The sequence below is a fragment of the Amycolatopsis sp. NBC_00345 genome (assembly GCF_036116635.1).
GTDB lineage: Bacteria > Actinomycetota > Actinomycetes > Mycobacteriales > Pseudonocardiaceae > Amycolatopsis.
This window is the reverse complement of sequence record NZ_CP107995.1, coordinates 5709051-5733965: the sequence shown is the minus strand read 5'-3', so window position 1 is coordinate 5733965 and position 24915 is coordinate 5709051. Positions and strand designations below refer to the sequence as shown.

Annotated in this window: 28 protein-coding genes; 11 read left to right on the top strand and 17 right to left on the bottom strand. The window is 70.4% G+C overall.

Annotated elements, in window-relative coordinates; all coding sequences use genetic code 11:
* The first annotated feature begins 62 nt into the window (after positions 1-62).
* From OG943_RS25565 to OG943_RS25555, 3 genes are all read left to right on the top strand, one after another.
* Positions 63-446: a TIGR03618 family F420-dependent PPOX class oxidoreductase gene (locus OG943_RS25565; RefSeq protein WP_328603453.1), complete on the top strand. Its 384-nt coding sequence runs from the start codon at positions 63-65 to the stop codon at positions 444-446.
* 100 nt (positions 447-546) lie between these two features.
* Entirely contained in the window at positions 547-1731 is a 1185-nt protein-coding gene (locus OG943_RS25560) for an epoxide hydrolase family protein (RefSeq protein WP_328603452.1), read from the top strand.
* Positions 1728-2573: an SDR family NAD(P)-dependent oxidoreductase gene (locus tag OG943_RS25555; protein WP_328603451.1), complete on the top strand. Its 846-nt coding sequence runs from the start codon at positions 1728-1730 to the stop codon at positions 2571-2573. The genes OG943_RS25560 and OG943_RS25555 overlap by 4 nt, the downstream gene beginning before the upstream one ends.
* A 73-nt stretch (positions 2574-2646) precedes the next feature.
* On the opposite strand, the gene OG943_RS25550 is transcribed toward OG943_RS25555, so the two are convergent.
* Positions 2647-3363, bottom strand: coding sequence for a TetR/AcrR family transcriptional regulator (locus OG943_RS25550; protein ID WP_328603450.1), 717 nt, complete (start codon positions 3361-3363; stop codon positions 2647-2649).
* 83 nt (positions 3364-3446) lie between these two features.
* Here OG943_RS25550 and OG943_RS25545 point away from each other — a divergent pair, with 83 nt between their 5' ends.
* Complete coding sequence (locus OG943_RS25545; protein ID WP_328603449.1) at positions 3447-4301, top strand: NmrA family NAD(P)-binding protein; 855 nt, start codon at positions 3447-3449, stop codon at positions 4299-4301.
* Positions 4302-4317: 16 nt separating this feature from the next.
* On the opposite strand, the gene OG943_RS25540 is transcribed toward OG943_RS25545, so the two are convergent.
* From OG943_RS25540 to OG943_RS25525, 4 genes are read right to left on the bottom strand one after another with little or no spacing between them, the layout of a single operon-like run.
* Positions 4318-5100, bottom strand: coding sequence for a GAF and ANTAR domain-containing protein (locus OG943_RS25540; RefSeq protein WP_328603448.1), 783 nt, complete (start codon positions 5098-5100; stop codon positions 4318-4320).
* A gap of 3 nt (positions 5101-5103) precedes the next feature.
* Positions 5104-5802 carry a GAF and ANTAR domain-containing protein gene (locus OG943_RS25535; protein WP_328603447.1) on the bottom strand — a complete coding sequence of 233 codons (699 nt, stop codon included), beginning with the start codon at positions 5800-5802 and terminating at the stop codon, positions 5104-5106.
* Positions 5803-5817: 15 nt separating this feature from the next.
* On the bottom strand, positions 5818-6009 hold the full coding sequence (locus OG943_RS25530) for a WhiB family transcriptional regulator (RefSeq protein ID WP_328603446.1): 192 nt from the start codon (positions 6007-6009) through the stop codon (positions 5818-5820).
* Positions 6006-7091: a fatty acid desaturase family protein gene (locus tag OG943_RS25525; RefSeq protein WP_328603445.1), complete on the bottom strand. Its 1086-nt coding sequence runs from the start codon at positions 7089-7091 to the stop codon at positions 6006-6008. The genes OG943_RS25530 and OG943_RS25525 overlap by 4 nt, the downstream gene beginning before the upstream one ends.
* A gap of 781 nt (positions 7092-7872) precedes the next feature.
* Between OG943_RS25525 and OG943_RS25520 the strand changes: the two genes are divergently transcribed.
* Together OG943_RS25520 and OG943_RS25515 are read left to right on the top strand one after the other, a co-directional pair.
* Positions 7873-8688 carry a hypothetical protein gene (locus tag OG943_RS25520; protein ID WP_328603444.1) on the top strand — a complete coding sequence of 272 codons (816 nt, stop codon included), beginning with the start codon at positions 7873-7875 and terminating at the stop codon, positions 8686-8688.
* Positions 8689-8821: 133 nt separating this feature from the next.
* Positions 8822-9439, top strand: a complete 618-nt coding sequence (locus OG943_RS25515; RefSeq protein WP_328603443.1) for a class F sortase — start codon at positions 8822-8824, stop codon at positions 9437-9439.
* Between the two features lie 232 nt (positions 9440-9671).
* On the opposite strand, the gene OG943_RS25510 is transcribed toward OG943_RS25515, so the two are convergent.
* The 8 genes from OG943_RS25510 to OG943_RS25475 form a co-directional block, all read right to left on the bottom strand.
* Complete coding sequence (locus tag OG943_RS25510; RefSeq protein ID WP_328603442.1) at positions 9672-10169, bottom strand: hypothetical protein; 498 nt, start codon at positions 10167-10169, stop codon at positions 9672-9674.
* 71 nt (positions 10170-10240) lie between these two features.
* Positions 10241-10855, bottom strand: a complete 615-nt coding sequence (locus tag OG943_RS25505) for an NIPSNAP family protein (protein WP_328603441.1) — start codon at positions 10853-10855, stop codon at positions 10241-10243.
* Between the two features lie 272 nt (positions 10856-11127).
* A complete protein-coding gene (tcuA, locus tag OG943_RS25500) occupies positions 11128-12627 on the bottom strand; it encodes an FAD-dependent tricarballylate dehydrogenase TcuA (RefSeq protein WP_328603440.1) in 1500 nt (499 codons plus the stop codon).
* A gap of 27 nt (positions 12628-12654) precedes the next feature.
* Positions 12655-13584, bottom strand: coding sequence for a pyruvate carboxyltransferase (locus OG943_RS25495; protein WP_328603439.1), 930 nt, complete (start codon positions 13582-13584; stop codon positions 12655-12657).
* 58 nt (positions 13585-13642) lie between these two features.
* Positions 13643-15256, bottom strand: a complete 1614-nt coding sequence (locus tag OG943_RS25490; RefSeq protein ID WP_328603438.1) for an AMP-binding protein — start codon at positions 15254-15256, stop codon at positions 13643-13645.
* Entirely contained in the window at positions 15253-16275 is a 1023-nt protein-coding gene (locus OG943_RS25485; RefSeq protein WP_328603437.1) for an LLM class flavin-dependent oxidoreductase, read from the bottom strand. Before OG943_RS25485 ends, OG943_RS25490 begins: the two co-directional genes overlap by 4 nt.
* Before the next feature lie 52 nt (positions 16276-16327).
* Complete coding sequence (locus OG943_RS25480; protein ID WP_328603436.1) at positions 16328-17320, bottom strand: Ldh family oxidoreductase; 993 nt, start codon at positions 17318-17320, stop codon at positions 16328-16330.
* A 354-nt stretch (positions 17321-17674) separates the two neighbouring features.
* Positions 17675-18172 (bottom strand): flavin reductase family protein, encoded by a 498-nt coding sequence (locus OG943_RS25475; RefSeq protein ID WP_328603435.1) that lies wholly within the window; start codon positions 18170-18172, stop codon positions 17675-17677.
* Positions 18173-18249: 77 nt separating this feature from the next.
* On the opposite strand from OG943_RS25475, the gene OG943_RS25470 reads away from it, so the two are divergent.
* From OG943_RS25470 to OG943_RS25455, 4 genes are read left to right on the top strand one after another with little or no spacing between them, the layout of a single operon-like run.
* Positions 18250-18771 (top strand): MarR family winged helix-turn-helix transcriptional regulator, encoded by a 522-nt coding sequence (locus OG943_RS25470; RefSeq protein WP_328603434.1) that lies wholly within the window; start codon positions 18250-18252, stop codon positions 18769-18771.
* Positions 18772-18809: 38 nt separating this feature from the next.
* Positions 18810-19466, top strand: a complete 657-nt coding sequence (ribB, locus tag OG943_RS25465; RefSeq protein WP_328603433.1) for a 3,4-dihydroxy-2-butanone-4-phosphate synthase — start codon at positions 18810-18812, stop codon at positions 19464-19466.
* A gap of 31 nt (positions 19467-19497) precedes the next feature.
* Positions 19498-19953, top strand: coding sequence for a MarR family winged helix-turn-helix transcriptional regulator (locus tag OG943_RS25460; RefSeq protein ID WP_328603432.1), 456 nt, complete (start codon positions 19498-19500; stop codon positions 19951-19953).
* Between the two features lie 14 nt (positions 19954-19967).
* The gene (locus OG943_RS25455) at positions 19968-20792 is read left to right on the top strand and encodes a class I SAM-dependent methyltransferase (protein WP_328603431.1); all 825 of its coding nucleotides are present in this window, start codon (positions 19968-19970) and stop codon (positions 20790-20792) included.
* Here the strand turns inward: OG943_RS25455 and OG943_RS25450 are convergent.
* The 4 genes from OG943_RS25450 to OG943_RS25435 form a co-directional block, all read right to left on the bottom strand.
* The gene (locus tag OG943_RS25450) at positions 20773-21144 is read right to left on the bottom strand and encodes a nuclear transport factor 2 family protein (RefSeq protein ID WP_328603430.1); all 372 of its coding nucleotides are present in this window, start codon (positions 21142-21144) and stop codon (positions 20773-20775) included. The genes OG943_RS25455 and OG943_RS25450 overlap by 20 nt on opposite strands.
* The gene (locus tag OG943_RS25445; RefSeq protein WP_328603429.1) at positions 21141-21596 is read right to left on the bottom strand and encodes a cupin domain-containing protein; all 456 of its coding nucleotides are present in this window, start codon (positions 21594-21596) and stop codon (positions 21141-21143) included. Before OG943_RS25445 ends, OG943_RS25450 begins: the two co-directional genes overlap by 4 nt.
* 21 nt (positions 21597-21617) lie before the next feature.
* A complete protein-coding gene (locus OG943_RS25440) occupies positions 21618-23126 on the bottom strand; it encodes a flavin-containing monooxygenase (protein ID WP_328603428.1) in 1509 nt (502 codons plus the stop codon).
* A 127-nt stretch (positions 23127-23253) separates the two neighbouring features.
* On the bottom strand, positions 23254-24072 hold the full coding sequence (locus OG943_RS25435; RefSeq protein WP_328603427.1) for an IclR family transcriptional regulator: 819 nt from the start codon (positions 24070-24072) through the stop codon (positions 23254-23256).
* A gap of 41 nt (positions 24073-24113) precedes the next feature.
* Between OG943_RS25435 and OG943_RS25430 the strand changes: the two genes are divergently transcribed.
* Entirely contained in the window at positions 24114-24905 is a 792-nt protein-coding gene (locus OG943_RS25430; protein ID WP_328603426.1) for an SDR family oxidoreductase, read from the top strand.
* Positions 24906-24915: the final 10 nt, after the last annotated feature.

Here is a 24915-nt window from a genome sequence, read left to right as displayed (position 1 = left end):
CTGTCGAACGATGAATCCCTGTTGGACAGTCCCTCGTAACCTCGTTTCGGGAGATGCTCACCATGCTCGACCCCGACGCCCGCCGAGTGCTCGACGGTGCCTCGTTCGCCCATCTCGCCACCGTCCTGCCCGATGGCGGACCCCACTCCGTTCCGGTCTGGATCGGCACGCACGGCGACCGGCTCGCGATCTTCACCGGCCCCGACTCCCGCAAGGCGCGCAACCTCCGGCGCGACCCGCGGGTCGCGCTCTCCCTGGCCCCGGCCGACGACCTGTACCGGCCGGTCATCCTCCGCGGCGAGGTGGTCGAGTGGCTCTCGGGGGAGGCCGCCTGGGAGGTCATCGACCGGATCGCGAACAAGTACAGCGGCGCCGCCTACTCGCGTGACCGGGAGCTGATCGTCGCCCTCATCGAGCCCGGCTGGCAGCGCGTGGGCGTGGGCTGAGCCCTGGGGCCCATCTTTGACAGCAGCCTGTCATATTGCTAGATTGCCACTACGACAGCCTGCTGTCATATGTCGTGGCCCGAGATCCCAGGAGAACCGAATGACGTCCGCGCCCCAGCCGTTCCGCATCGATGTCCCGGAAGCCGAACTCAGGGATCTGGCCGAGCGCCTGGACCGCACCCGGTGGCCGGACGAGCTGCCCGGCGCCGGGTGGTCCTACGGCGTCAACCGGGAATGGCTGCGGGACCTCGTCGACTATTGGCGCACCGGTTACGACTGGCGGGCGCAGGAGGCCGCGCTGAACGCGTACCCGCAGTTCACCGTCGAAATCGACGGGCAGAACATCCACTTCCTGCACCTGCGCTCGCCCGAGCCGGACGCGACGCCGTTGATCATCACCCACGGCTGGCCGAGCACGATCGCCGATTTCTCCGCGATCCTCGGGCCGCTGAGCGATCCCCGCGCCCACGGGGGCGACCCGGCCGACGCCTTCCACATCATCGCCCCTTCGCTGCCCGGATACGCCTTCTCGGGGCCGACCCGCGAACAGGGCTGGGGCGTCAACCGCACCGCCCGCGCCTGGGCCGAGCTGATGAGCCGCCTGGGCTACGAGCGTTATGCGGTGCAGGGCGGGGATTTCGGCAGCGTCATCGCGCCCGAGCTCGCCCGGGTAGTCCCTGAACGCGTGATCGGAGTCCACGTCAACGCCCTGGCCTTCGCCGCCTCGCCGATGGCCCCGGATGAGCTCGAGCGGCTGAGTGAACCGGACCGGGAAACGGCGCTGTCCAACGAACGCTGGTGGTACGGCCGCTCCGGCTACATGCACGAAATGAGCACCCGTCCGCAGACGATCGCTTACGCACTCAACGATTCGCCGGTCGGCCAGCTGGCCTGGAACCTGGAGTGGTTCGTCGACTACGACCCCACTCAGACGAAACAGACCCCCGTCGACCGTGACGCGATCCTGACCAACGTGACGATTTTCTGGCTGACCGGGACCGCGGGCTCGGCGGCCCGCCTGTACTTCGAGGTCGGGCCCGAGCTGCAGGCCGGACGCCCCGCCCCGTCCGGCGTCCCGACGGCGGTGGCGAACTTCCTGGGGGACCAGGCCATCCGGGATCTGGCGCAACTGTCCAACAAGGTCACTCGCTGGCGGAATTACGATCGTGGCGGGCACTTCGCCGCCCTGCAAGCACCCGACCTGCTCGTCGCCGATGTCCAGGACTTCTTCCGCGGTCTCCGGACCGCGCCGCTCGGCACTGCCGCCGCCGGGGCGTCCTCGTGAAGACGATCGTGATCACCGGTGGCACGGACGGCATCGGCCGCGGTCTCGCCCAGGCTTATCTGGAGCGGGGCGACCGGGCTGTGGTCATCGGCACCAACCAGGCGAAAGGCCAGTCCTTCCTGGCGGCCGCGCGCCGCCTGGGCGCCGAAGCGCGAGCTTCCTTCATCCAAGCCGACCTCGAACTCATCAACGAGAACATCAGGCTGACCGAGCAGCTGTCCGCCGAGCTCGACCAGGTGAACGTCCTCGTCCTGGGCGCCCGATACCTCCGGTCGGCCCGGGTCGAGACGGCCGACGGGGTGGAGTCGAACTTCGCCCTGTCCTACCTCAGCCGGTTCCTGCTCAGCCACGGGCTGATCGGCCTGCTCGATCGCGCCGGCGACCCCGTTGTGCTCAATTTCGGCGGTGCGGGCAGTTTCGGGACTCCACAATGGAATGACCTCCAGCAGCGGACTAATTATCACGGTCTTTCCGCGATGGTTCACGCGGGGATATTGAACGCGTTGCTCGCGGTGGACTTCGTCGACCGGTATCCCGCGTCGAATGTCCGCTACGTGAACAACTTCCCTGGCACCGTCTCCACGAGCTTCGCCGGTGACCACGACCCGACGACCGCGGCCCAGATCGCCCAGCTGCGCGTGACCGGAAAGCCCGTCGAAGCCGCTGTCGACGAGATCCTGCCTTTCCTGGAACCCGGCGGCTACGGCCGTATCACCGCGGTGGACGAGGGCCGTGCTCTGCCGCTTGACCTTGAGGTGTCAACCATCGAGGACGCCCGCCGTCTCTACGACTACACCCGCCACTTGCTGGACAACCGGTCGCCCGGCGCGCCTGTGGATTAAGCCGATCATCATGCGGACCAAGGTGCCGGGGATGCCCCGTCGCGCAGCAGCCCGGCCTGCTCGCGAGGATCGCTTACAGGGCACCGATTGCGCGGTCGAGCCACTCGGTCAGGAGCTGCCGTTCGGCGTCGCTCAGCATGGTGAGCTGGGACGCGATGGCGCGTACGGCGACCGCTGATGCCGCGGGACTGGTTTCGGGGCGTTCGGGAGCGTCCGTGACGATGCGCCGGAGAACGGTGTCGAAGAGGTCGTCGGCCAGTTGAGGATCGCGTTGCTCGGGCGGCGTCGACAGGAGCGTGAGCACGGCGCCGGTGCCGGCCGCGTGGATCAGGTCGACCGCGCGCTTTTCGCTGACCCGCAGCCGCCCGGTCAGCGCGACCCGGTGGACTCGCGATGCCAGCACGTGCTGGCCCGATTGCGTCGCGGGCGAGCGCAGCGCCCGCGCCGGGTCGCTCAGGAGGACGAAGAGCGTCGGGTTCGCGACGCCGAAGCCGATCTGCATTTCCCACCCGGCGCGCAGATCGTCGATGGGGTCGACGTCCCCGGCCGACGCGGCCTCCACGATCGCGGCCTTGGTGGAGACGTAGGTGGCCATCACGTGCTCGGCCACGGCGTCGAGCAGGCCGTCCTTGTCGCCGAACAGGCGGTAGATCGTCGGCGCCTGCACCCCGGCTCCCTCCGCGACCCCGCGCGTGGTGACTGCCGCCGGTCCTTGCTCTCGGAGCAGCCGCGCCGCGACGTCGACGATCTTCGACCGCGTTTCGCTCCGGCTGCTGGTCGTCTCGATCATGTTGCCAATGATAACGCATCACTGCTACCGTCTGTTTCCGTTGGTATCATCAAACTGATTCCATCGTTAACGGAAGGCTGACCATGATCGTCATCACCGGAGCGACCGGCGCACTCAACGGCGCGACTGTCGACCACCTTCTCGGCCATGTGCCGGCGGAGGAGCTGGTCGTCGTCGCGCGCGACACCGCCAAAGCCCAGCGTTTCGCGGACCGCGGCGTCACCGTGCGGCGCGGCGACTACGCCGAACCGGACTCGCTGCCGGGCGCGTTCGAGGGCGCCGACCAGGTGCTTCTGGTGTCGTCGAACGACCCGGCCGCCGACGGGGTGAGCCTGCACCGCACCGCCGTCAACGCCGCCGTCAGCGCCGGAGCCGGGCGGATCCTGTACACGAGCCATCAGGGCGCCGCGCTCGACACACCGTTCTGGCCGGGGCGTGATCACGCGGCGACCGAGCAACTGCTGGCCGAGTCCGGCGTCGCCTGGACGTCGCTGCGCAATGGCTTCTACGCGCACAGCCTCAACTTGCTGGCGGGGCCGTGGCGCGACACCGGCGTCATCGAGGTTCCGGCGGACGGACCGGTGTCCTGGACGGCTCGCGAGGACGCTGCCGAGGCCGCGGCCGTCATCCTTGCCTCGAACGGCGCTTACGACGGCCCCACGACCCTCACCGCCGCCGCCGCGCCCACGTTCGAGGACGTCGCGGCGATCGCGTCCGAGCTGACCGGCCGCACGATCAAGCTCGCGGTGATCAGTAGCGACGAGTGGATCGCCACCCAGGTCGCCGCGGGGCAGCAGGAGACCATGGCGCGCTTCCTGCTCGGCATGTACGAGGCCGCCCGCGACGGCTTCTTCGCCGGGGTCGACCCGCTGCTCGGCACCCTCCTCGGCCGTGAACCGCAGACCGTGCGCGAGCTGCTCGCGCGGCCGACGGCCTGACGGACACGCGGGCGATCTAAGCGCGGGTGTGCTGCGCAAGGATTTCGGCGATGTCCGCGGTGCCTTCCGCCACGGCGCGGGCGAGTTCCGAGAGGCGCTGGTTGTGGGAGCGGGCGTAGCCGCGCAGGGCGGCGAACGCTGTTTCCATGTCGAGGTCGCCGCCGCGGACGGAGAGCACGCCTTTGGCCTGTTCGATGATGACCCGGCTGTTGAGCGCGGTCTGCAGCTGCTCGGCGAGCAGGTCCGCGCTGCCGATGGCGCGTTGCTGCAGCAAACCGATGGTGGCGACGTCGGCGAGGGCCTGGCCGAGCCGGGTGCTGGTGTCGTCGACCCCGTTCTGGTCGACCTTGAGCAGGGTCAGCACGCCGATGACCTGCTGGCGCAGCCGCATCGGAACCGCTTGCACAGCACGGAATCCGCATTCGTGCGCGGCCGCGGCGAAGCGTGGCCAGCGGGCGGTGTCCGCGGTGAGGTCCGCGCTCGCGACCGGGGTGCCGCTGCGCACGCAGTCGATGCAGGGCCCGTCGTCGGTCTGCACGGCGAACATCTCCAGCACCTCCGCGCGTTCCGAGGACGCGGCCGCCATGCGGAGCCCGCCGCGCTCGTCGAGCAGGATCACCCCGGCCGCGGACACCTCGAGCAGCGCGACGCACTGGTCGCACAGCATGTGCAGGAACTCCAGCACGTCGAAGTCGTCGACCATGGTGTCGGCGAGCGCGACGAAGGTGTCGGCCAGCCGCTGTTCGCGGCCGGGGGCCGGGGCCGTGTCCGGGAGGGTCCGGGCCTGGTGTTCGGACATGGGTCAGTCTCCTGTCTTGAGCCGGAGTTGGTGGTCGATGATCTGCCGGGACACCTGGTCCAGCGGCGTCTGATGGGCGTAGGCGTGGGCGCGGATGAGCAGCAACGCGTCGCGCATGCTCACGTCCAGCTGCGCGGTGACGGCCCCGGTGGCCTGGTGGACCACCGGGTGGACGTCGGAGAGCCAGCCGATGTCCATCGGGTCCGGGCTGCGCAGGTCGTCGAGGACGGCGTGCGTGGCGATGTCGGCCAGCACCAGCGCGTCCCGTAGCCCGGCCCGGCTCAGGGAACCCGTGCTGGTGCGGTACAGGTCGAGCGTCCCGAGCCGGACCGCGCCGACACGCAGCGGGAACGAGAACACCGCGGCCACCCCGGCGGCCCTGGCTCCGGGGGCGAAGCCGGGCCAGCGGGCGCCCGCGGCCGCCAGATCGGCGACCAGTACGGGGCCGCCGTGCTTGTGCGCCGCGAGCCTGGGTCCTTCGCCGACTGTGCGCTGCAGATCGTCGAGGACCAGGCTGGTCCCGTCGGTCGCGCAGGCCACCGCCTGCGCGGTGTTGTCGTCGCCGCCCTGGACGGTCACTGCCGCGCCGGTGACCGCGCAGACCTCGACGCTGAGGCTGCACACCCGCCGCAGCAGCGTCGCGGGGTCTTTGTTGCCGGTGTCGAGCAGGCCCAGCAGCTCGACGTGCCGTTCGGTGCTCATCGCGCGGGTGGCATGTCAGTACCCGGCCGACAGGCTGGAGGCGCGGCGATCGGTCTCGGACAAGCCGCCCCACACGCCGTACAGTTCCTGCGCGGTCAGGGCGTGCGCCCGGCACTGGGCCAGTACCGGGCAGCCGCGGCAGGCCCCTCGCAGCTGCCATTCCCAGCTGTCCGCCACGGGACCGGGAAGCCGCCGGGCCTGGTTCACGTGAGGTCACCCCTCGCGGTCCGGACGCGCAGGGGCGCGCCGACGCGGTGCAGGTGCTGCAGGACGTGGCCGTAGGACCGCAGGAGGCCGCACTGGGTGTACTCGATGCCGTGCTGGCTGCAGAACTGCCGGACCAGGCGCTGGGCGGCCCGCAGGTTGGCCCGGGGCATGCTCGGGAACAGGTGGTGTTCCACCTGGTAGTTCAGGCCGCCGAGGGCGAAGTCGACCATCGGGCCACCGCGGACGTTGCGGCTGCTGAGCACCTGCCGGCGCAGGAAGTCCGGCGCGGTGCCGTCGGTGTAGGTGGGCATGCCCTTGTGCCCGGGGGCGAAGGAACAGCCCATGTACACGCCCCACAGCCCCTGGTGCACGGCGATGAACAGCACCGCCACCGGCGGCGACAGGACGAGGAACACCGCGGTCAGGTACCCGGCCGTGTGCAGCAGCAACAGCGCCGCCTCCAGCCGGCGGGCCTTGACGGTGCCGCGCCAGACCGCCGTGGCGCTGGCCCAGTGCAGGTTGAGCCCTTCGAGCAGCAGCAGCGGGAAGAACAGGAACGCCTGGTACCGGGCGGTGAACCGGACGAACCATTTCCGGTCGCGGGACTGCGTGGTGGTGAACGCCAGCATGGGGATGTCGAGGTCGGGATCGTCCTGCTCGTGGTTCGGGCTGGTGTGGTGCCGGTTGTGCTTGTCGATCCACCAGCCGAAGCTGATGCCGACGAGCCCGGCGTGCGCGTAGCCGACGGCGTTGTTGGCCTGCCGGGTGCGGAAGATCTGCCGGTGGCCGGCGTCGTGGCCGACGAAGGCGAGCTGGGTGGACATCACCGCGAAGAACGCGGCCGTGAACAGTTGCCACCAGCTGTCGCCCAGCAGCACGAAGGCGGCGCACCCGCCGGCGAAGGCCAGCAGCGTCAAACCGACCTTCACGCCGTAATAACCACGACGCCGGCCCAGCAGGCCGGCGCCGGCCACGATCCGCTGAAGGTCGGGGAAACCGGCCACGTCCAGTGCTGAGTGAGGTGGGGAAAGGCCGGCGGTCCCGCCGCTGGGGCCGGCTGAAGCCGTTCGGGACGTAGTCATGATGAATCCTCAGTGGACAGTTTCGGACTGGTCGGTCCTGCGTCCGCCGGGGTCCCGGGCGTGGCTGTTTTCCAACCTGTGGGTGAAGTACCCATTCCGCCCGGTCGATGAACCAGCCGGGCGTTCCGGGTGCGTAGGGCCGATTCGGTATCACGATCGGCTCGTGATGGTTGCCGGCCACTCCCGGTCCCGACCGAACGGAACACGAGCGCGGCGCACGGGGCGGCCTGGTGCTGGACGATGCACGTCTGAGAGCAGGCTCTGGGCGCCCCGGCGGTATCCACCTCACCCTACCTCGCTCGCACTCCGTTTCCCGGTTGGCACGTACTGCGGTGGAGCACCCAATCCGGCGTCCGGAGGGCTGCGAATCACCCTGTGCCGGGCTGCCCACCCGGCCGGACCGGCGTTTGCCGTGAATATCCGCGTGACAGTGCGGGCACGTCCTGAGCCGCTCCAGAACCCGGTGGTCTCGCCTCGAACGGGGAGAGCACTTATGGCGATATCCGGTTTTCGGCCGACCGCTCGCGAGCGGGCCGGCCGTGAACAAACAGTGAGCCGGCCGGTCGACGCTCCGGCACCGCGGCTGCCGTCCGGCTGGGCCGACCGCTGGGCCGGGTCCCTGCTGACACCGCCGCCGACCGGGCGGCGCGCTCCCCGGCGGTCGCTCGCGGCCCGGCTGCGGGATTGTGCCGCTCCACCAAGCCAAACCCGCGCCGGCGACGAATAAGCACTGACATCTCGGCCCAGACCTCGCCGGATCAAGCGAGTCGAGGAGCTGAGGATGAACAAGACACGACGAGGTGCCGCACTGGTGCTGGCCGGTGCCGCGGCGCTGACCCTGGGCGGATGGGGCAACGGCCTGGTGACCGCTTCGGCGGCCACCCCGGTGGCGTCGATTCCCGCTCTGACCGGCGAGTCCACGTCGGTGGCGCTGGACTCGGGGTTCGTGAGTGCGTTGCAGTCGCTGGGCGTCGCGCCGTCTCCTTCGGGTACCGCGAGCGTGAAGGACGGCGTCGCGTCGTTCCCGATCACCGGCGGCCACGTGACCGTTTACCAGCCGGGCGAGGAGGACCCGTACGTCCAGGGCAGCATCGAGCACCAGGGGAGCGGGCTGAAGCTGACCAAGGGTGACACGGAGGTGGAGCTGGACAACTTCGTCGTCGACCCGGGCAAACCGGCCACGCTGAGCGGGCGTGTGCAGGCGGGCGGCCAGGTCGTCGCGCCGAGCACGGTGCTGTTCGACCTGGACGGCTCGACGCTCAAGCCGATTACCACGGACGCGGCGGCCGGCACCGCGACCTTGACCGGCACCACGGTCAAGCTGTCCGACGGTGCGGCCCAGGCGTTGAACGGCGCGTTCAAGACCGACGCGCTGAAGGGCGGCATCACCATCGGTATCGCGACGATCGTGGTCGCGCTGCCGGGGCATATGAAGCAGATGCCCGCAGGTGGGGTCGACACCGGCGGTGGCAGCACGGCCGGCCTGGAGCACACCGGCCTGCTCACCGGCGGCGCGGCGGCAGTGCTGCTCGCGGCGGCGACGGGGTTCGTCGTGATCCGGCGGCGCGGGGCGGCTCGCGCCACCGACCGCCACTGAGTTCTTCTGGTCCCGCGTTCTTCTGATCTCGCGGGCCGGCCTTCACTGCCGGCCCGCGGGACCGTCCACTTCGGCCGGATCGGGTGTTGTGATGTCAAAGCCCACCAACGGAAAGCCACCCGGGTGGCGCCGGATGGCGATCGTGTTCGCCGCTGTCCTCGCGTTGGCCGGGGCATCCGCGATCGGTTACGCGCTCACTGATCAGCAGAGCGCACCGGAGCCGGCCCAGGCGGTACCCGTCGTCGGCCCGCCGCCCCAGAGCCCGGGTCTCACGGCGACGCCTGGCCTGCCCGCGTCCCCGCCGGTGTCCATCTCGATCCCGGCGATCGGGGTGTCGTCCGTGGTCAACGAGGTGGGCTTGAACCCGGACGGCACCGTGCAGGTTCCCCAAGAGGGGTCGCAGTACGACCAGCCCGCCTGGTTCCGCGGCTCGCCGGCCCCCGGCGAGGTCGGGCCATCGGTGATCCTCGGGCACATCGACTCCGCCCGGAACGGACCGTCGGTGTTCTTCGACCTCGGTGGCCTGAAGCCCGGAGAGCAGGTGCGGGTCGTCCGCGCCGACCACACAGTGACCACGTTCGCCATCGACGCGGTGAAGGCGTACCCGAAATCCGGCTTCCCCCAGCAGACCGTCTACGGCTACACCCCGCAACCGTCCTTGCGGCTGATCACCTGCGGCGGCAGCTTCGACCGGAACACCCGGCAATACCGGGACAACACCGTGGTTTTCGCACACCTGGTGGTCTCGTAGGTTGGCAGACGTGACCTCATACCCGCCGATGGCCGCTGCGTCGAGGGTGCCTTCATCGGATAGTGCGGGCTGATCATCGGCCGGGTGACCATTGAGGGCCGGAGATTGCTTACGAGTTGTTCCGGCTTGGTCCGGCGCGCGCGGTGCTCGACGCGGCGATCGCGACCGGGCGGAAGCTGGCAAGGGTGAAGTGGTCTGGCTGACCCGGGCTCTCCCGTGAAGCAGGATTCCGTCAGTAGGCCGGGATCTCCGGATACGCCTCGTGGCAGAACGGGCCGCCCGTGACGAGGTAGCTGCCGTCCTTGGTGCGGCTGCACCTGGCGAGAGTGCCGAGGCACCAGCCGCCGTGGTAGTTGACCAGGTACAGCGAATAGCGCACGTCCGGGTCGTTCGGGTTCAGCACCTTCGCGATCTCGATGTCGGCGGACAGGTGGAGCTCGTCACCGAGGGTGTAGGAGCCCGCGTCGTAGACCGGGTCGCCCGCCGGCGGATCGGACGGTCCCGGCGGGCATTGGTAACTGCGCAGCTCGGCGCTCGGCGACTGGGTCATCGCCGCGACAACGGCCTCCGCGATGCCATGGGGATCAGTTGGCCTCGCCGCCGGACGGGACAGCAGGAAAACGGTGACGCCCGCCCCGGCCAGCACCACCACGGCCAGCATCAGCCACGGCCAGCGCCGGCGCCTGGGCGTCCGCCCGGCCGGGGCCGGAGGCCCTACCAGCTCCGTCATGCGACGCAGTCTATCGACCCGGGCCCGGGAGGGGTCCCCGCTCGGCCGGTGCGCCGGTTTTCAGGACAGTTTCAGGACAGCGGGGAGAAGCCGACGGGGAAGGCGATGGTGGAGGTCGCGTGCGCGATGTTCTCCGGGCCGTTGACGGGTGGCCAGATCCCGCGCTCGTAGGACGTCCGCCGGATCGCCAGCCGTTCATCGAGGCTGGGGAAGGGCCAGATGTGGGTGATCCGGGGCGCGCCGTCCAGGCCGTACATCGCGGTGGTGAGCGGAAAGAGCTTGGTGCGCTCCGGCACCGCGGCCTCCCAGCCCGCCATCGTCGGCACGAGCCCGCCGACCTTGAGCCGGTAGGTGCGGAACTCGTAGACGTCGCCGAACCGGCCGGGACGGATCGGCGGCAGGAACGGAAACTGCGCGTAGCTTTCGACCTCGAAGGACTCGAGGTGCTCGCCGATGCCGAAGGGGTCGGAGCTGGTCAGGACGCGCTGCCGTTCGTCGGCGAGCGCGCCGGCGTCGTCGAACTCCCGGAGCAGGAGCAGCCGGCCGACGATGACGCCGTGCTCGGTCTCCCAGCAGCCGAGCAGCCGGCCGTGCGCGGTGCCGGTCGTGGTGTAGGACTCCAGGGCGGAGAGGGCTTTCGGCACGGTGTAGAGCTTGAGCGCGAGCTTGGTGAGTTCGTACAGCATCGCGAAGGTCCTTTCCGGAGCGGCTTGAGTGTCTGGAGTCCCGGGGCCGTTGATGTAGTAAGCATGCGAACCTAGTGTAAGCATCCTTATCGTAAAACGCTACCCCGGCCACCGTCGAGGCGGACACGTCATGAGTGAGCACATCGCCGACGTGCTGGCGGAGGTCTCGACCGCGCCCCGGCCCTGTCCGGATTGTTGACCGCGCTTCGCCACCCGTCCTCCCGGTGCCCGGCCGGAACTGTCCGATTCGGACGGTGCCGATCGGCCGGGATTCACTGATCCGACACCATTGCTTCGGCCACGGCGGTTCGCCCGGCCGCCCGGCCGAACACGGCGGCCCGCATGAGGGCGGCACCCCCGGGGTAGTCGCCGTAGAACAATCCGCCGGTGGCTTCGCCCGCCGCGTACAGGCCGGGCACCACTGTCCCGTCAGGATCGAGCGCTCGGCCGTCGGGGTCGATCCGCACGCCGCCGAAGCTGAAGGTGAGCCCGGCGACCGCGTGGTAGGCGACGAACGGCGGCTGGTCCAGCGGCGCGGCCCAGTGCGACTTGGGCGGGTCGATGCCCGCTGTGCCACGGTCTTCGGCGATGCCGTCGTCAGGCTGGCAGGCGCGGTTGTACGTCTCGATGGTGTGCGCGAGCCGGTCGGCGGGCAGCCCGAGCCGCTCGGCGAGTTCGGGAATGGTGGGCGCGGTGACCGGCACAGCCGCTCCGGCGAACTCGTCGGCCACGCGCGCGGCGGTGCGCTGATCGAAGATCTCGAACGCCTCGTGGCCGGGCTGGGGCCTGATCGCCTTGCCCATCCTCGAATAGTTCTTGACCCACGGGCCGGGGCCCTCGTCCACGAACCGCTCGCCGTCGCGGTTGACGAGCACGCCGAGCCAGAAGCCGTGCAACGGGTACGGCGGGGACGCCTCGCTGCGCTGGGGTGAGGGCATGGTCGGGTCGACCGCGGCCGAGTGGGCTTTCGACCAGGTCCCGGCTTTGCCCGCCCCGGCCCGGAGCGCGGCCGAGATGCCGTCGCCGGTGGACAGCCGGGATCCGCGCAGCCGGACCGTTTCCCATTCCTGCCCCAGAAACCGGCGGCGGAGCTCACGACTGGCCTGGAAACCGCCGCTGGCGATCACCACGGCGTCGGCCGCCAAGAACTCGCCGGTGTCGCCGGCCGTGACGCCGGTGACCTGGCCGTTGTCGCGGACCACGTCCACCAGCGGGGTGTACCAGCGGCTCTCGACGCCGATGGCCTCGGCGTGCCGAAGCAGGGGCTTGATCACCTCGAATCCGCGCGACATCCCCTCACCCGAACTGGTCAGGACCTGACCGGGCGGCACCCGCAGAACGTCGTCGTGCACTGCCGCGCCCAGGGTGCGGTTGAACGTGAATCGCACCCCTTTCGTCGTGAGCCACCGGACAGTGTCCAGCGAGCGTTCCGCGAGCGCGTCGATCAGTCGACGGTCGGCTTGATCGCTGCTCATCGCCATCAGCTCGGCCGCGTAGGCGGCGCTGGTGAAGGGCGGCGCCTCGATCCGGTCGGCCCGCATGCCCGGCTCGAAGTCCTGGGTGATCGACGTCAGGTCGTCCGGCCCGTCGTAGCAGAACAGGAACAGCCCGCCGGAAAACGCGGCGTTGCCACCGACGTCTTCGCGGCCGCCTTTCTCCAGGAGCAGCACGTTCGCCCCGGCCTCGCGCGCGGAGATCGCCGCGGAGAGCCCGGCCAGTCCGGTGCCGGCCACGATCACCGTCGGAACGCGGGGCAACGCTGGTTTCGTCACTGGTCCTCCTAGTCGGGATGGTGGTCTTCACCAAGAGAAGTCGAGGGGCGGCACGGCTTGACCGAGGCCGGGCACGGCACCGGTGTGCCGGACGAATCCCTTGCCGGGCACACCGATCTCGGTGGCCAGCCAGTTCGCGGCCTCGATCAGCCGCGGCAGGTCGACGCCGGTGTCCACACCGGACAGTTCGAGCAGCTGCACGGCGTCCTCGGTGCAGAGGCCGCCGCCCCGGTGGCCGGGGATCGCGGGATGGCCGCCGCTGCCCGCGAGGGCGGTGTCGAAGTGGCGGACGCCGAGGTCGAGCAGCGGCAGCAGGGCGGCCAGCCCCAGGCCGCGGTCGTCGTGGATCTGGACGGTGAGGTTCTCGGCGGGCACGTGTGCGAGCGCCGCGGTGACGAGCTCGCGGATCTGGGGCGGTGCGGCGTACCCGGCGGAGTCGGCGAGGATCCAGTGATCCACGCCGATCTCGATGAGCCGCCGGGCCAGCGGTTCGAGGTGTTCGGCGCCGCGTCCGGGACCGGTGGGGCCGCCCCACGCGAAGATGACGTAGGTGCTGAGCACGATGTCGCGGTCCGCGGCGAACGCGGCCATGCGTTCCAGCTCCGCCAATGAGTCCTCTGTGGACCGGCCGATGTTGGCGCGGGCGAACTCTTCGTCGGCGGACAGCAGGAACGCCGCGGTGCCGGCACCCGCGTCGACGGCGCGGGCGAGCCCGCGGGTGTTGCCGACGCAGCAGCCGAGGCTGAGCCCGGGAACGCGCGGCACGTTCGCGAACACCGCCTCGGCGTCGGCGAGGCCCGGGATCAGGTCGGGCCGGACGAAGGAAGACAGCTCGAAGGCGCGGATCCCGGCGTCGAGGAGCCGTCGGCAGAGCTCGATCTTCACCTCGGCCGGGACGAGATGGTCCTGGAAGGCCAGGCGGGGCGCGATCTCGCGGATGCGTACTTCTGGGGGCATGGCGTTTCCTTCAGGCACTGGTTCCTTCAGACGGTGTTTCCGGCAGGCGCGGTTTCCTTCAGACGTGACGGGTCGGGGTGAGCCCGGCGGCGTGCGCGTCCCAGGCGTCGCCCCGGCCCTGGCCGCGAAGGTCGGCCTTGCCCACCTTGCCGGTCGGCGTGACGGGTAGCTGGTCGACGACGCGGTAGTAGCGGGGAACCATGAAGTGCGGCATGGACGCGTCGCAGTGCGCGAACAGCTTGGCGAAGTCCAGCCGCTGCCCGGATTCCAGCTGTACGACGGCGAGCACCTCGTCTTCGCCGAGGTCCGAGGGCGTGCCGATCGCGGCCGCCGCGGTCACGCCGGGGTAGGCCAGCAGGACCGACTCGACCTCGTGGGAGGAGATGTTCTCGCCGCGGCGGCGCAGCGCGTCCTTCTTGCGGTCGAGGAAATAGAAGTAGCCGTCTTCGTCGGTGTAGCCCAGATCCCCGGTGTGCCACCACAGGTCCTGGATCGTCGCGAGCGTCGCTTCCGGATCTCGGTGGTAGCCGGAGAACATGACGTGCGGCAGGCGTGGCCGGTACACGATCTCCCCGGCCTGCCCCGGCCCGGTGCGCCGGCCCGCCTCGTCGTGAACCGCCACGATGGAGGATTCGGTGGGCAGGCCGATCGAGCCGACCTTACGCGCGTCGAGCGGGTTGTACAGGACGTTCTTGATCTCCGTCAGCCCGTAGCCCTCGACGAGGTGTACGCCGAAGCGTTCCTCGAACGGGTGCAGCACCTGTGGTGGCGCGGGCGCGGCGAACGCCTTGCGCGCCTGGTGATCGCGGTCCCGGGCGGACGGCGGCTGGGCCAGCAGCATGGGCAGGATCGAACCGAGCGCGTTGAACTGGGTGACCCGGTGCGTGCGGACCTCGTTCCAGAACCGGCTCGCGCTGAACCGGCGGCCGAGCACCAGGGTCGCCCCGGCGGAGAGGGCGTGCAGGCAGAGGTTGACCTGCGCGGCGCCGTGGAACAGCGGCAGGCAGGTGTAGAGCCGTTCGTCGGGCGTGGTGCCCATCTGCGCCGCGCACTCCCGCGCGGCGACCACCTGCATCCGGTTCGGGTACACCACGCCCTTGCTGCGTCCGGTGGTGCCGGAGGTGAGCATGATGGCCACCGGATCGGCCGGGCCGACCGGGGGGAGCCCGCTCGCCGGATCGCCGGCGTCGAGCAGTTCGCGCCAGCTCAGCACCCGGACTCCGGGGGGAGTACGGCGGGGCCGGGCTTCGTCGAGCAGCACGACGGTGTGCAGGGTTTCCGGCGGTTCGGCCAGGTCCGCGACGAGGTCGAGCAGCGGCGCCTCGGTGACCAGGATCCGCACGTCGGCGCGGCGGAGCGCGTGGTCGAGGAACTGTCCTTTGTAGGCGGTGTTGACCGGGACCTCGACGAGGCCGGCGCGGGCGGCGCCGAACCAGGCCGGCAGGTACTCGGCGCGGTTGGGCAGGAAGATCCCGACCGAGTCGCCGGGGGTGGCGCCGACCGCGATCAGGCCGCGCGCGACGTCGGTCACCGCCTGGTCGAGTTCGCCGTAGGTCAGCTCGGTGTCGCCGAAGACGAGCGCGGTCTTGCCCGGACGCGCCCGCGCCCGCGCGGCGAGCAGCCCGCCGACCGTGTCGTCCGCGGGATCCCCGGCGTCGCCTGCCGTGGTCATGCCAGCTCCTTCTTCACCCTGGCCAGGAAGCCTTCCAGCGCCGGGTCCCAGCTCGCCTCGGCGCCGGTGGTCACGAGGAACGTGTCCACGCCGAGGTCGCGGTAGGTGCCCAGTGTGTTCAGGATGCGCTCCTCGGTGCCCACGAGGGCCTGGGAGTTGGCGAAACCACCCAGCAGTTTCGTCAGCCCGGTCCAGAAGCAGTCGTCGTGCAGCTCCTCGTCGGTCAGTGCGAGCGCCCGGGCCCGGCCGACTGAGGTGTCGGTCGACGACGAGTGCAGGAACTTCCCGGAGGCCTCCGCGATCTGCCGCTCGACGGCGCGGGCCTGGGCCCAGGCTTCGTCGTCGGTGTCGCCGACGAACAGGCGCAGGCTCAGCGAGAACCGCATCTTCCGGTCGTAGCCCTCGGCGGCCGCGGCGACCCGGTCGATGCGCTCCTTCGTGCCGGCGAACGGCTCGCCCCACAGCATGTACAGGTCGGCGTGGCGGGCGCCGAAGTCCACCGCGTCGTCGCTCTCGCCGCCCATGAAGATCGGCACCTGGCCCTGCACCGGCTTGGTCTGGATCTTCACGGCCTCGGCGGTGTAGTACTCGCCGTGGTGGTCGAACGATTCCGTCGAGGTCCAGGTGCGGCGGACGACGTCGAGGTACTCGACCGCACGCCGGTAGCGCTCGGCCTTGGGCAGGTCGTCCGACTCGCGGCGCAGGTCCTTGTCGGACCCGCCGACGACCACGTTGACGGCGAGCCGGCCGCGGGCCAGGACGTCGAGCGTGGCGAAGTAGCGAGCCGCGGCGACCGGCGGCATGACACCGGGCCGGTGCGCGACGATGGGCGAGAACTTCTCCGACCGGGCGAGCGCGAACGGCGCGGTCGCGTGGTTGTGCGGCCAGGTGGAGGAGTATCCGACGAGGACGCGGTCGATCACCTCGGAGCGGTCCAGCTCCTGGATTCGGGTGATCATCCGGTCCGGGCCGGTCTCGTCCGCTTCGAGGGGCTGGAGCCCGGTGAAGAACTCGACCATGGTTTCCTCCTTGGTGATACGGGTGGAATTCGTTGCGGGGAAAGGGTTTCTCTCAGTCGTGGCCCGCTATTCGGCGCAGGGCCGTGACCACGGCTTCGGCCACGCCGATCGTGCCGCGCCGCAGCGTCTCCTCGCGGCCGGCCGCGGAGCGGTCGAACGGCACCCGGACGGCGGTGCCGCCGTCGACGGGCCGGGTCGCCCGGATCGACTCGGCGAAGGCGGTGACCCGGTGGTGGTAGTCGCCGGTGTCGGTGAGTGCGCCCGGGTCGACCAGCAGGACGAAGAAGCCGCAGTCCGACACCCCGGGCGGCGCGGCGGCCGCGCCGCTCATCATGCCGAGCAGCTGGACGACCATGGCCAGCCCCGAGCCCTTGTGCCCGCCCCACACGCCGAACGCGCCTTCGAGCGCCGCGGCCGGTTCGAGCGTCGGTTCGCCCGTGGCGTCGTAGGCCTGCCCTGGTTCCAGCTTCTCGCCGAGCCGCGCCTTCAGCATCACTTCGCCGTACATGACGGCGGACGTGCCGATGTCCCAGATGACCGGGGCCGGCGTCGCCGGGAAGCCGAACGCGATCGGGTTCGTGCCGAACCGGCCTTCGGTGCCGCCGTGCGGGGCCACGACCGCGGGTCCGCTGCCGGCGATCATCCCGGCGAACCCGGCCGCGGCGGCCTTCTCCAGGTAGTAGGAGAACATGCCGGTGTACCAGGTGTTGCGGGCACCGACGACGGCCATTCCCTGTGCGCGCGCCTTCTCCATCGCCAGGTCGAGCGCGCGCATGCCGACGATGTAGCCGACCTGGTCGCCGCCGTCGAGGGTGGCGGACACCGCGGTCTCGGCGACTACCCGGATCGGCCGGGCCGGCGCCGGAGTGGCGTGGATTCGTTCCACTATGGACAGTGCGCGGGCGAGGCCGCCGAACGACAGCCCGCGCAGTTCGCAGTCGAGCAGGTGATCGGCGATGAGCTCGGCGTCACTGGCGCTGTGCCCGGACTCGGCCATCGCCGCCGTGACGAGCGCGCGGGCCTCGGACAGGGAAAGGGTGGTCATGAACCGGCCTCCGCGGGTTGTGGCGTGATGGTGGGGGAGAACGTGGGCTTGCGGGCGCGACTGGCGGGCGAATGTGGCGGGCGGGTGCGGCTGGCGGGCGAATGTGGCGGGCGAATGTGGCGGGCGGGTCAGGCTGGCGGGCGAATGTGGCGGGCGAATGTGGCGGGCGAATGTGGCGGGCGAATGTGGCGGGCGGGTGCGGCTGGCGGGCCCGGCTGGCGGGCGGGCGTGGGCTGGCGGGAGAACGCCACCGTGGCCGTGGCCACCCCTGACGACGGCCGCGGCCATCAGCAGGTGGGCGAGCGGGCGCTGGTCGCCGGTGACCTCGGCGAAGATGGCCGAACCGCGTGCCGCTCAGGCGGCCGCGAAGTGGCTGTACCGGCTGCGGAAGAACAGCAGGGGTTTCACCGCGGTGCCGGTGGCCAGGTCGTCGACCCGGCCGACGACGATCCGGTGGTCGCCCGCGTCGTGCACGGTCTCGATCGTGCAGCCGATCCAGGCGACGACGCCGTCGAGCACGGGATCTCCGTGCGGCCCCGGCTGCCAGCCCACGTCGGCGAACTTGTCGCCGCCGGGCACGGCCAGCGCGCGGCACACCGGCTCCTGGCCGGCGGCGAGGACGTTGACGCAGAACGTGCCGCGCGTGGCGATGACCGGGAACGTCGAGGACGTCTTGCCGGGCAGGAACGCCACCAGTGGCGGGTCGAGCGACACCGAGGTGAACGACGAGACGGCCATGCCCACCGGCCTGCCTTGGGCGTCGAGCGAGGTGATCGCCGCGACGCCGCTGGGGAAGTGCCCCAGCACCGACCGGAACCGCTGGGGGTCGATCACCGAGTCAGATGTAAGCATGCTGAGATTATATAAGCGTTCGGATACGAATGCAAGCATGCTGACACTTGCGGGTGCGATGCCGCTACGCTGCCCGGATGACAGATTCGCTGCCCTACGTCGACCCGTTCGACGACGGCCGTTCGCCGTCGCGGGCGACGACGGACATGGACGAAGCGTCCTCTCTGATCGACGCGGTGTTCCGGTTCGAACGCGCGGTCACGAGGATCGGCAATACGCGGCTGCGGCCGTGGAACATGACGCTGTCGAGCTACACGGCGCTGCGCATCCTGGCCAATCAGCCCCATCTCACCCTCGCTCAGCTGGCCCGGCGCTGCTACTCCCGGCCGCAGACCATGACCCGCATCGTCACGCAGCTGGAGAGCCGCGGTTTTGTGGAGCGCAGCTCGCATCCGGAGAGCGAGCGGGCGCTGTCGCTCAAGGTCACCGAGGCCGGACAGGACGCTTTGGACGAGATGGGCGGCGAAGTGCTCAAGATCAGCGGCACGCTCAACGGGATCCTCGGCCGGGAGGACATCGTCGCCGCCGATCGTCAACTGCGGCAGGCCGCCCTTGTGGTCGAGTACGAGTTGAGGGAGTTGGGTCGTCCCGAAAACTAAGCATGCAGATAGGGCGTAAGCATGCTTATACTCGATTCATGACACGGGATCGAGTGAACGCCGCCTTGGTTGCCCTGCGCGACGGGCGGCCAGTGCTGGTGGCCGACGCGCATGATCGCGAAAACGAGGGCGACGTGGTGCTCGCCGCGCACGCCGTCACGACGGACTGGGTCGCGTGGACGATCCGGCGCACCTCGGGCCTGCTGTGCGCGCCGACGACCGCCCGCCGGGCCGTCGACCTGCGGCTCCCGCTCATGGTGGACCGGAACGAGGACCCGCGCGGCACCGCCTACACGGTGACCGTGGACGCGAAGGCCGGCGTGACCACCGGCATCAGCGCCGCCGACCGCGCCCGTACATTGCGGACGCTCGCGGACCCGGCGACCACCGCTGCGGACCTGGCTCGCCCCGGGCACATCCTGCCGCTGCGCGCGCGACCTGGTGGGGTGCTGGAGCGCCCCGGGCACACCGAAGCCGCGGTCGACCTCTGCCGGCTCGCCGGTCTGCCGCCGGTCGCGGCCATCGCCGAACTGGTCGACGACGACGGGTCGATGCTCCGCGGCCCCGGCATCAACGCCCTTGGGCTTCGGTACGACCTGCCCACCCTGACGATCGCCGAGTTGATTTCCTACCGGCGTCGGCATCCGCTGTCCCTGGAAGAACGGTGTGTGTCCATTCCCAAGTTAAGAGGTTGACTGTTAAGGAGTTAATAGTTAAGGTCTTGGCATGGACCAGCCGAAACCTACCCCTGCCGGCCCGCTCGACCAGCTCAAGGTCATCGGCTGGGCCCAGGTGCAGGCCGGGCAGGGCTGGATCCGCGATCGAGGGCTGAGCCTGCAGCAGGCGTTTGTGCTCAGCTACCTCGCCGGCAACCCCGGCGCCATCCAGCGCGACATCGCGGAGGCGACGCGCACGACTCCGGCGAATGTCTCCGGTGTCCTGCGGGGGCTCGAAGCGCGGAATCTCGTTGAACGCCGCACCGAAGACGGCAACGAACGCAGCAAACGCGTTTTCGCCACCGGCGCGGGCATCGAGCTCATCGCGGGGCGTGACGACGCGATGATCGCCGTGGACGAATCGATCCTCGCGCCGTTGACCCGTTCGGAGCGAGCCACCCTCCAGAAACTGCTCGACAAAATCACCGCTGATCTGCCGAATCCGGGCGAGCGCGCCCAGTCCTAAGGAGACAAGCCACAGTGCAACCGGAAAACCCGCTATTGACCATGATTCGAGAAGTGTGCGCACTCGGACGCGCCGAATTCACGCGACCACATACCACCGAAGGCGACCCCGACGCGCAGCGTGCGCTCGTACAGGGACTTCAAGCGATCGATCCGGGCGGCGAACCCAGTGATATCGCCCTGTCGCTCGAATTACTGGCGCCCCGGGCCCCGTACTTCGACCAGCTCGTACTGGACGCCATCGCGGCCGAAGTTCCCCAGATCGTCAACCTCGGTGCCGGTTACGACGACCGTGCTCTGCGGTTCCGGCATTCCGGCGTGACCTTCTTCGACCTGGATCTGCCTGACATCATCACCGACAAGGCTCGACGACTCGAAACGGCTGACACCGCGCACCTCACCTTGGCCGCGGTGGACTTCGGAAGCGACGATGTCGCCGCGATCTTGGCCCGCGCCGGACACGACGCTCATCGGCCGACACTGTTCATCGCCGAACACCTGGCCCTGTTCCTCGAACCTGGTGACGTCGAGCGGCTCTTCGCCGCGCTTTCCAGCCGCGCCGCGCCGGGGAGTATCCTGGCCATCACCGCTGAAGTGCATCCCGCCGAATTCGATTCGGACCTCGTCGTCTCCACTGTGGACGATCTCATGTTCGGCGGTGCCGGGCCGCTGCACACGATCCTGTCACGCGACGCGTGGCTGGCTCTCTTCGAGAAGGCCGGTTGGCGAGCCGAAGGCACGGACGAAGTGACGGCAGTCAACCACTTCGAGCTGCCGATTTCCGGCCGCCCGGCCCAGATTCAGACCCACTTCCTCACCGCTAAGCCAGCGCGGGCGTGATGTCCATGTGGACGCGATAATCGGTCACCCGCATCCCATCCACCCACATGACCGTGACACACGGCAGAGCCAGCTCGGTCCCGTCGGAAGCCGACGTTTTGATGGTGAACCGGCAGAACAGCTGGCCGCCGCCCGGGTCCGCGATCTGGTCGACGACGTGGTGGACCCAGGGCAGGGCACCGGCGGCGCCGGCCGTGGCCGCGACGATCGCGTCGCGGCCGGTCAGGGTTTCGCCGTTGCCGAAGGTGTAGGTGGCGTTGTCGGCGAACCAGGCGCCGAAGGCTTCGGCGTCACCGGCGTCGACGGCCGCGCACATGGCGCGCACCATGCGTTCGCGCTCCGGGGTCGTCATTTCCGCAGCGAAAGTCCGTAGCGGGTCATGACTTCTGCCACCAGTTTCATGTCCCGGCCGGGCGGCAGCTCGCTGAGCTCCCGGTAGTAGTTCTCCAGCCCGGGCGGCGAAACCACCGCGATGACGCGGGTTTCCTCGTCGAACGGGTTACGGAACACGTGCGGCACCCCGCGGGGCATCAGCAGCGAATCGCCTGGGCCGAGGACGTGCCGGGTGCCGTCGAGTTCGACCTCGACCCGGCCCTGGACGCAGGTGAACAGCTCGTCCTCCCGGCTGTGGACGTGGGTCGGCGGGCCGCCGAGGCCCGGCGGCACGACGTACTCGAACAGGGAGTACGCGCCGTTGGTGTCGGCGCCGGTCAGGCGGGCGTGGATGCCCAGCCCGATCGCGCCGAGGTTCGTGCCGTCGCCGGGGTGCAGGACCTGCTGTCCGGTCTGGGGGGCGGTGTCCATGGGAATCCTCCTCGGACGCGGTCAGAGCGCCGCGTTGCTCGGTTTCGGGGTCTCGTTCCGGTCCGCCAGCCGCGTCAGCAGCGTGGGCGTCAGCTTGCGGTACGCCGCGGGGGAAACGGGGTTCAGCCAGTGCGCCGCGCGGGTGCGGCGGCTGACCTGCAGGCCGAGGTCGCCGAGCACCTCGTCCACATTGTGCATTGAGAACGGGATGATCTTGGTGCCGCGGCAGTGGTGCGCGCCGGTCGCCTCGTCCAGGAAGGCGAGCTGCCCGACGACGTCGGCGCGGCGGGCCTCCGCGCCCGGCAGGGCGAGCGCGCCCGCGAGGTCGGCGGCGATCCACAACGCCGCCATCTCGGCGTTGAGCGGGCTGAAGAACGACGAGTTGTAACCGTTGAAGTAGAGCCCCGGCACTCCGACCGGCTGGATCTGCCGGTAGAGCATGAAGTTCCCGCGCTCGTCGAACAGCCGCCGCTGCACCGCGTCGTCGAGGAACGGCACGCCCTGGGTGAAGCCGGTCGCGCAGACGACCAGGTCGGCGGGCAGCACCGTGCCGTCGGCGAGTTCGGCGCCCGGCCGGCCGCCGTCGGCCAGCAGGCGCTTGATGGTCATGTCCCGGCGGACGCGGATCGAGCCGTCGGCCACGCCCTCGAAGAACCCTTCGGTGGCCAGGCCGATCGCGCCCTTGACGATGTCCTCCATCCGGCCGCGCGGCACCAGGCCGTGGCGGTCGAGCCGGAACTGGCGCACGGACACCGTGCCGATGGTGTTCAGCATCGACCGCCGCAGCCGGTTTCCGGGGCCGTGCAAGAACTTCTCGAAACCGCGCAGCCACCGGTAGCGGAACAGCGCCTCGCCCATCCGCGTCAGCAGCAGCATCTTGAAGTTCAGGAAGCCGGCGATCCTGCGGGGCACCTTCCACAACAGCTGCCGCGCGATGACGGTGGTGTCCGCCGCGACCTCGCTGAGCGCGACCGTCACGTCGCAGGCCGATTTCCCGTAGCCGACCACCAGAACGTGCTTCCCGCGGGCGTCCTCGACGTCGTGGAAGTCGCTGCCGGCCAGCAGCCGCCCGCCGGCCCCCGCGAACTCCGCGTGGCCGGGATAGCCCGGGATCGCGGGTTCGCAGAACACGCCGTTGGCGACGACGACCCGGTCGAACGTCCTCGTGACCGCCTCACCCGCGGCCCGGGTCGTCACCGTCCACTGGGGACCGTCGGGCACGGCGGCTTCGACCGTGGTCCCGAGCCGCAGGTGCGCGGTGACGCCGAATTCCGCGGCGTACGCCTCCAGGTAATCCTGGATCTGGGCGCCGGTGGGCCATTCCGGGAAGTGCGCGGGCATCGGGAAGTCGGAGAACGAGTACTGCGCCTTGGGGCTCTGCGTGGTGACGCCGGGGTAGCGGCGGGTCCGGCTCCACACCCCGCCCAGATCGGGCGTCCGGTCGAAGACTTCGACGTCGTGGCCCGCCTGCAGCAGCACTTTGGCGGTGGTGAGCCCCGCGAGCCCGGCCCCGATGATCGCGACATCCATGCCTGGTCCTCCTGGTCCGGCGCCGGGTGGGTCCGGCTCGCGGTGGCCCACAGCGTCGGTCAGCGGGGGCCGGGGCACCAAGCGCGAGTCCTAATCAGTGGGACGGCAGAGCACTGGGACAGCGGCGTCACTGGGACGGCAGCCCGGGTTGTGGCCGGGGTACGGCCCAGCGCCGGGCCGCGTACGCCCGGCTCGCCGCCGCGGCCGCCATCCGCACCGCGGGCCCGATCCGGTCGGGCACCACGGCGCCGCTGGGGCCGGTGACCGACAACGCGGCGGTCACGTTGCCGGTGAAGTCGAAGATCGGGGCCGCGACGCAGCTCATGCCGGCGTTCCCCTCTTCGTGGTCGTAAGCCCAGCCGCGCTCGTGGACGGTGGCGAGCTCGGTGCGAAGCGCCTCGGGGTTCGTGATCGTGCGGGGGGTGCGTTTGGTGAGCCCGGCGGCCACCACCGCCTCGACGGTGTCCTCGTCCGACCAGGCCAGTATCGCGCGGCCGAGCCCCGAGCAGTGCGCCGGAATCAGCCCGCCCACCTGGGAGAGCATCGGCATCGGCCGGTGCCCGGTGATCTTCTCGACGACGAGCACCTGAGCGCCGTCGAGCACGCCGAGCTGCACGGTGGTCCGAGCCGCGGCGTACAGGTCCTGCAGGTAGGGCAGCACCGCTTCGCGCAGCTCGTGCCGCACCGGGACCAGGCCGGACAGCTTGAAGAGGCGGTTGCCGATCAGGTACTTCTCGCCCGGCTTGTCGAGCCAGCCGAGCTCGATCATCCGCGCCGCGGTGCGGTGCACGGTCGAGCGCGGCAGGCCCGAGCGTTCCACCAGCCGCGCGAGGGTCAGCTCGCGATGGGTGGCGTCGAAGGCGTCCAGGAGGGCGGCGGCCCGCTCCAGCGCGCCGGTCGCGGAGCCGTCCTCGTCAGATCGGGAGTCCCGGGCAGTGGGACTCATCCTTGGCCGGTCTCGCTCATGGACCGAATGTAGGACACATCATGGAGAGTGAACAGTCCGTCGTGAACCAGGCCCGCGTCGCCCTCGTCGGCGGCGGCGCGGGCGGCATCGGCTCGGCCACGGCCGCCGCGCTGCTTGCGAGCGGCCACCGCGTGGTGCTCGCCGGCCGGACGAAAACGACCTTGGCCGAAACCGCGTCGGCGCTAGGCGGCGAGACGGACTACGTCGTCTGCGATCTGGCCGACCCGGTCGCGGCTGCGGCACTGGTGACCGAGGTGCGCGACCGGCACGGCTCGGTCGACGTCGTCGTCGCCAACGCGGGCGGACCGGCGCCGGGCCGCGTGCTCGACGTCTCCGGCGAGCAGTGGCACCGCGACCTCGACCTGCTGGTGCTGGGCCCGCTGGCCCTCATGCGGGCCGCGTTGCCGGTGATGGCCGCCCGCGGTTTCGGCCGGGTGGTGGTGGTCGGTTCGACGGCGGTGCGGCAGCCGCAGCCCGGGCTCGCCGCGTCGACGGTGCTGCGGTCGGCGATGACGTCGGCTGCGAAGCTCGCCGCCCGCGAGTACGCCGATCGAGGCGTCACCGTCAACTGCGTCGCCGTCGGCGCGACCCTGACCCCGCGCCGGATGGAGATCGTGCGCAGCCGGGCCGACGCCGCAGGCATCGACGTCGCCACCGCGGTCGCGCAGGACCTCGCCGACATCCCCGCCGGGCGTGCGGCCGAGCCCGGGGAAGTCGCCGCTGCCATAACGTTCCTGGCCTCACCCGAGGCGGGTTACGTCAACGGCACCGTGCTGACGGTGGACGGCGGCCGGACCGAAAGCCCGGCCTGAACAAAGGAGA

Excerpts from the sequence above, each read along its gene's own strand:
- OG943_RS25495 (WP_328603439.1), bottom strand. The coding sequence starts at position 13,584 with ATGCCCCCAGAAGTACGCATCCGCGAGATCGCGCCCCGCCTGGCCTTC.
- OG943_RS25540 (WP_328603448.1), bottom strand. The coding sequence starts at position 5,100 with ATGTCCGAACACCAGGCCCGGACCCTCCCGGACACGGCCCCGGCCCCC.
- OG943_RS25470 (WP_328603434.1), top strand. The coding sequence starts at position 18,250 with ATGACAGATTCGCTGCCCTACGTCGACCCGTTCGACGACGGCCGTTCG.
- OG943_RS25475 (WP_328603435.1), bottom strand. The coding sequence starts at position 18,172 with ATGCTTACATCTGACTCGGTGATCGACCCCCAGCGGTTCCGGTCGGTG.
- OG943_RS25550 (WP_328603450.1), bottom strand. The coding sequence starts at position 3,363 with ATGATCGAGACGACCAGCAGCCGGAGCGAAACGCGGTCGAAGATCGTC.
- OG943_RS25460 (WP_328603432.1), top strand. The coding sequence starts at position 19,498 with ATGGACCAGCCGAAACCTACCCCTGCCGGCCCGCTCGACCAGCTCAAG.
- OG943_RS25430 (WP_328603426.1), top strand. The coding sequence starts at position 24,114 with ATGGAGAGTGAACAGTCCGTCGTGAACCAGGCCCGCGTCGCCCTCGTC.
- OG943_RS25450 (WP_328603430.1), bottom strand. The coding sequence starts at position 21,144 with ATGACGACCCCGGAGCGCGAACGCATGGTGCGCGCCATGTGCGCGGCC.
- OG943_RS25440 (WP_328603428.1), bottom strand. The coding sequence starts at position 23,126 with ATGGATGTCGCGATCATCGGGGCCGGGCTCGCGGGGCTCACCACCGCC.
- OG943_RS25515 (WP_328603443.1), top strand. The coding sequence starts at position 8,822 with ATGGCGATCGTGTTCGCCGCTGTCCTCGCGTTGGCCGGGGCATCCGCG.
- OG943_RS25560 (WP_328603452.1), top strand. The coding sequence starts at position 547 with ATGACGTCCGCGCCCCAGCCGTTCCGCATCGATGTCCCGGAAGCCGAA.
- OG943_RS25535 (WP_328603447.1), bottom strand. The coding sequence starts at position 5,802 with ATGAGCACCGAACGGCACGTCGAGCTGCTGGGCCTGCTCGACACCGGC.
- OG943_RS25480 (WP_328603436.1), bottom strand. The coding sequence starts at position 17,320 with ATGACCACCCTTTCCCTGTCCGAGGCCCGCGCGCTCGTCACGGCGGCG.
- ribB (WP_328603433.1), top strand. The coding sequence starts at position 18,810 with ATGACACGGGATCGAGTGAACGCCGCCTTGGTTGCCCTGCGCGACGGG.
- OG943_RS25490 (WP_328603438.1), bottom strand. The coding sequence starts at position 15,256 with ATGACCACGGCAGGCGACGCCGGGGATCCCGCGGACGACACGGTCGGC.
- OG943_RS25545 (WP_328603449.1), top strand. The coding sequence starts at position 3,447 with ATGATCGTCATCACCGGAGCGACCGGCGCACTCAACGGCGCGACTGTC.
- OG943_RS25565 (WP_328603453.1), top strand. The coding sequence starts at position 63 with ATGCTCGACCCCGACGCCCGCCGAGTGCTCGACGGTGCCTCGTTCGCC.
- OG943_RS25485 (WP_328603437.1), bottom strand. The coding sequence starts at position 16,275 with ATGGTCGAGTTCTTCACCGGGCTCCAGCCCCTCGAAGCGGACGAGACC.
- OG943_RS25525 (WP_328603445.1), bottom strand. The coding sequence starts at position 7,091 with ATGACTACGTCCCGAACGGCTTCAGCCGGCCCCAGCGGCGGGACCGCC.
- OG943_RS25435 (WP_328603427.1), bottom strand. The coding sequence starts at position 24,072 with ATGAGTCCCACTGCCCGGGACTCCCGATCTGACGAGGACGGCTCCGCG.
- OG943_RS25445 (WP_328603429.1), bottom strand. The coding sequence starts at position 21,596 with ATGGACACCGCCCCCCAGACCGGACAGCAGGTCCTGCACCCCGGCGAC.
- OG943_RS25505 (WP_328603441.1), bottom strand. The coding sequence starts at position 10,855 with ATGCTGTACGAACTCACCAAGCTCGCGCTCAAGCTCTACACCGTGCCG.
- OG943_RS25520 (WP_328603444.1), top strand. The coding sequence starts at position 7,873 with ATGAACAAGACACGACGAGGTGCCGCACTGGTGCTGGCCGGTGCCGCG.
- OG943_RS25510 (WP_328603442.1), bottom strand. The coding sequence starts at position 10,169 with ATGACGGAGCTGGTAGGGCCTCCGGCCCCGGCCGGGCGGACGCCCAGG.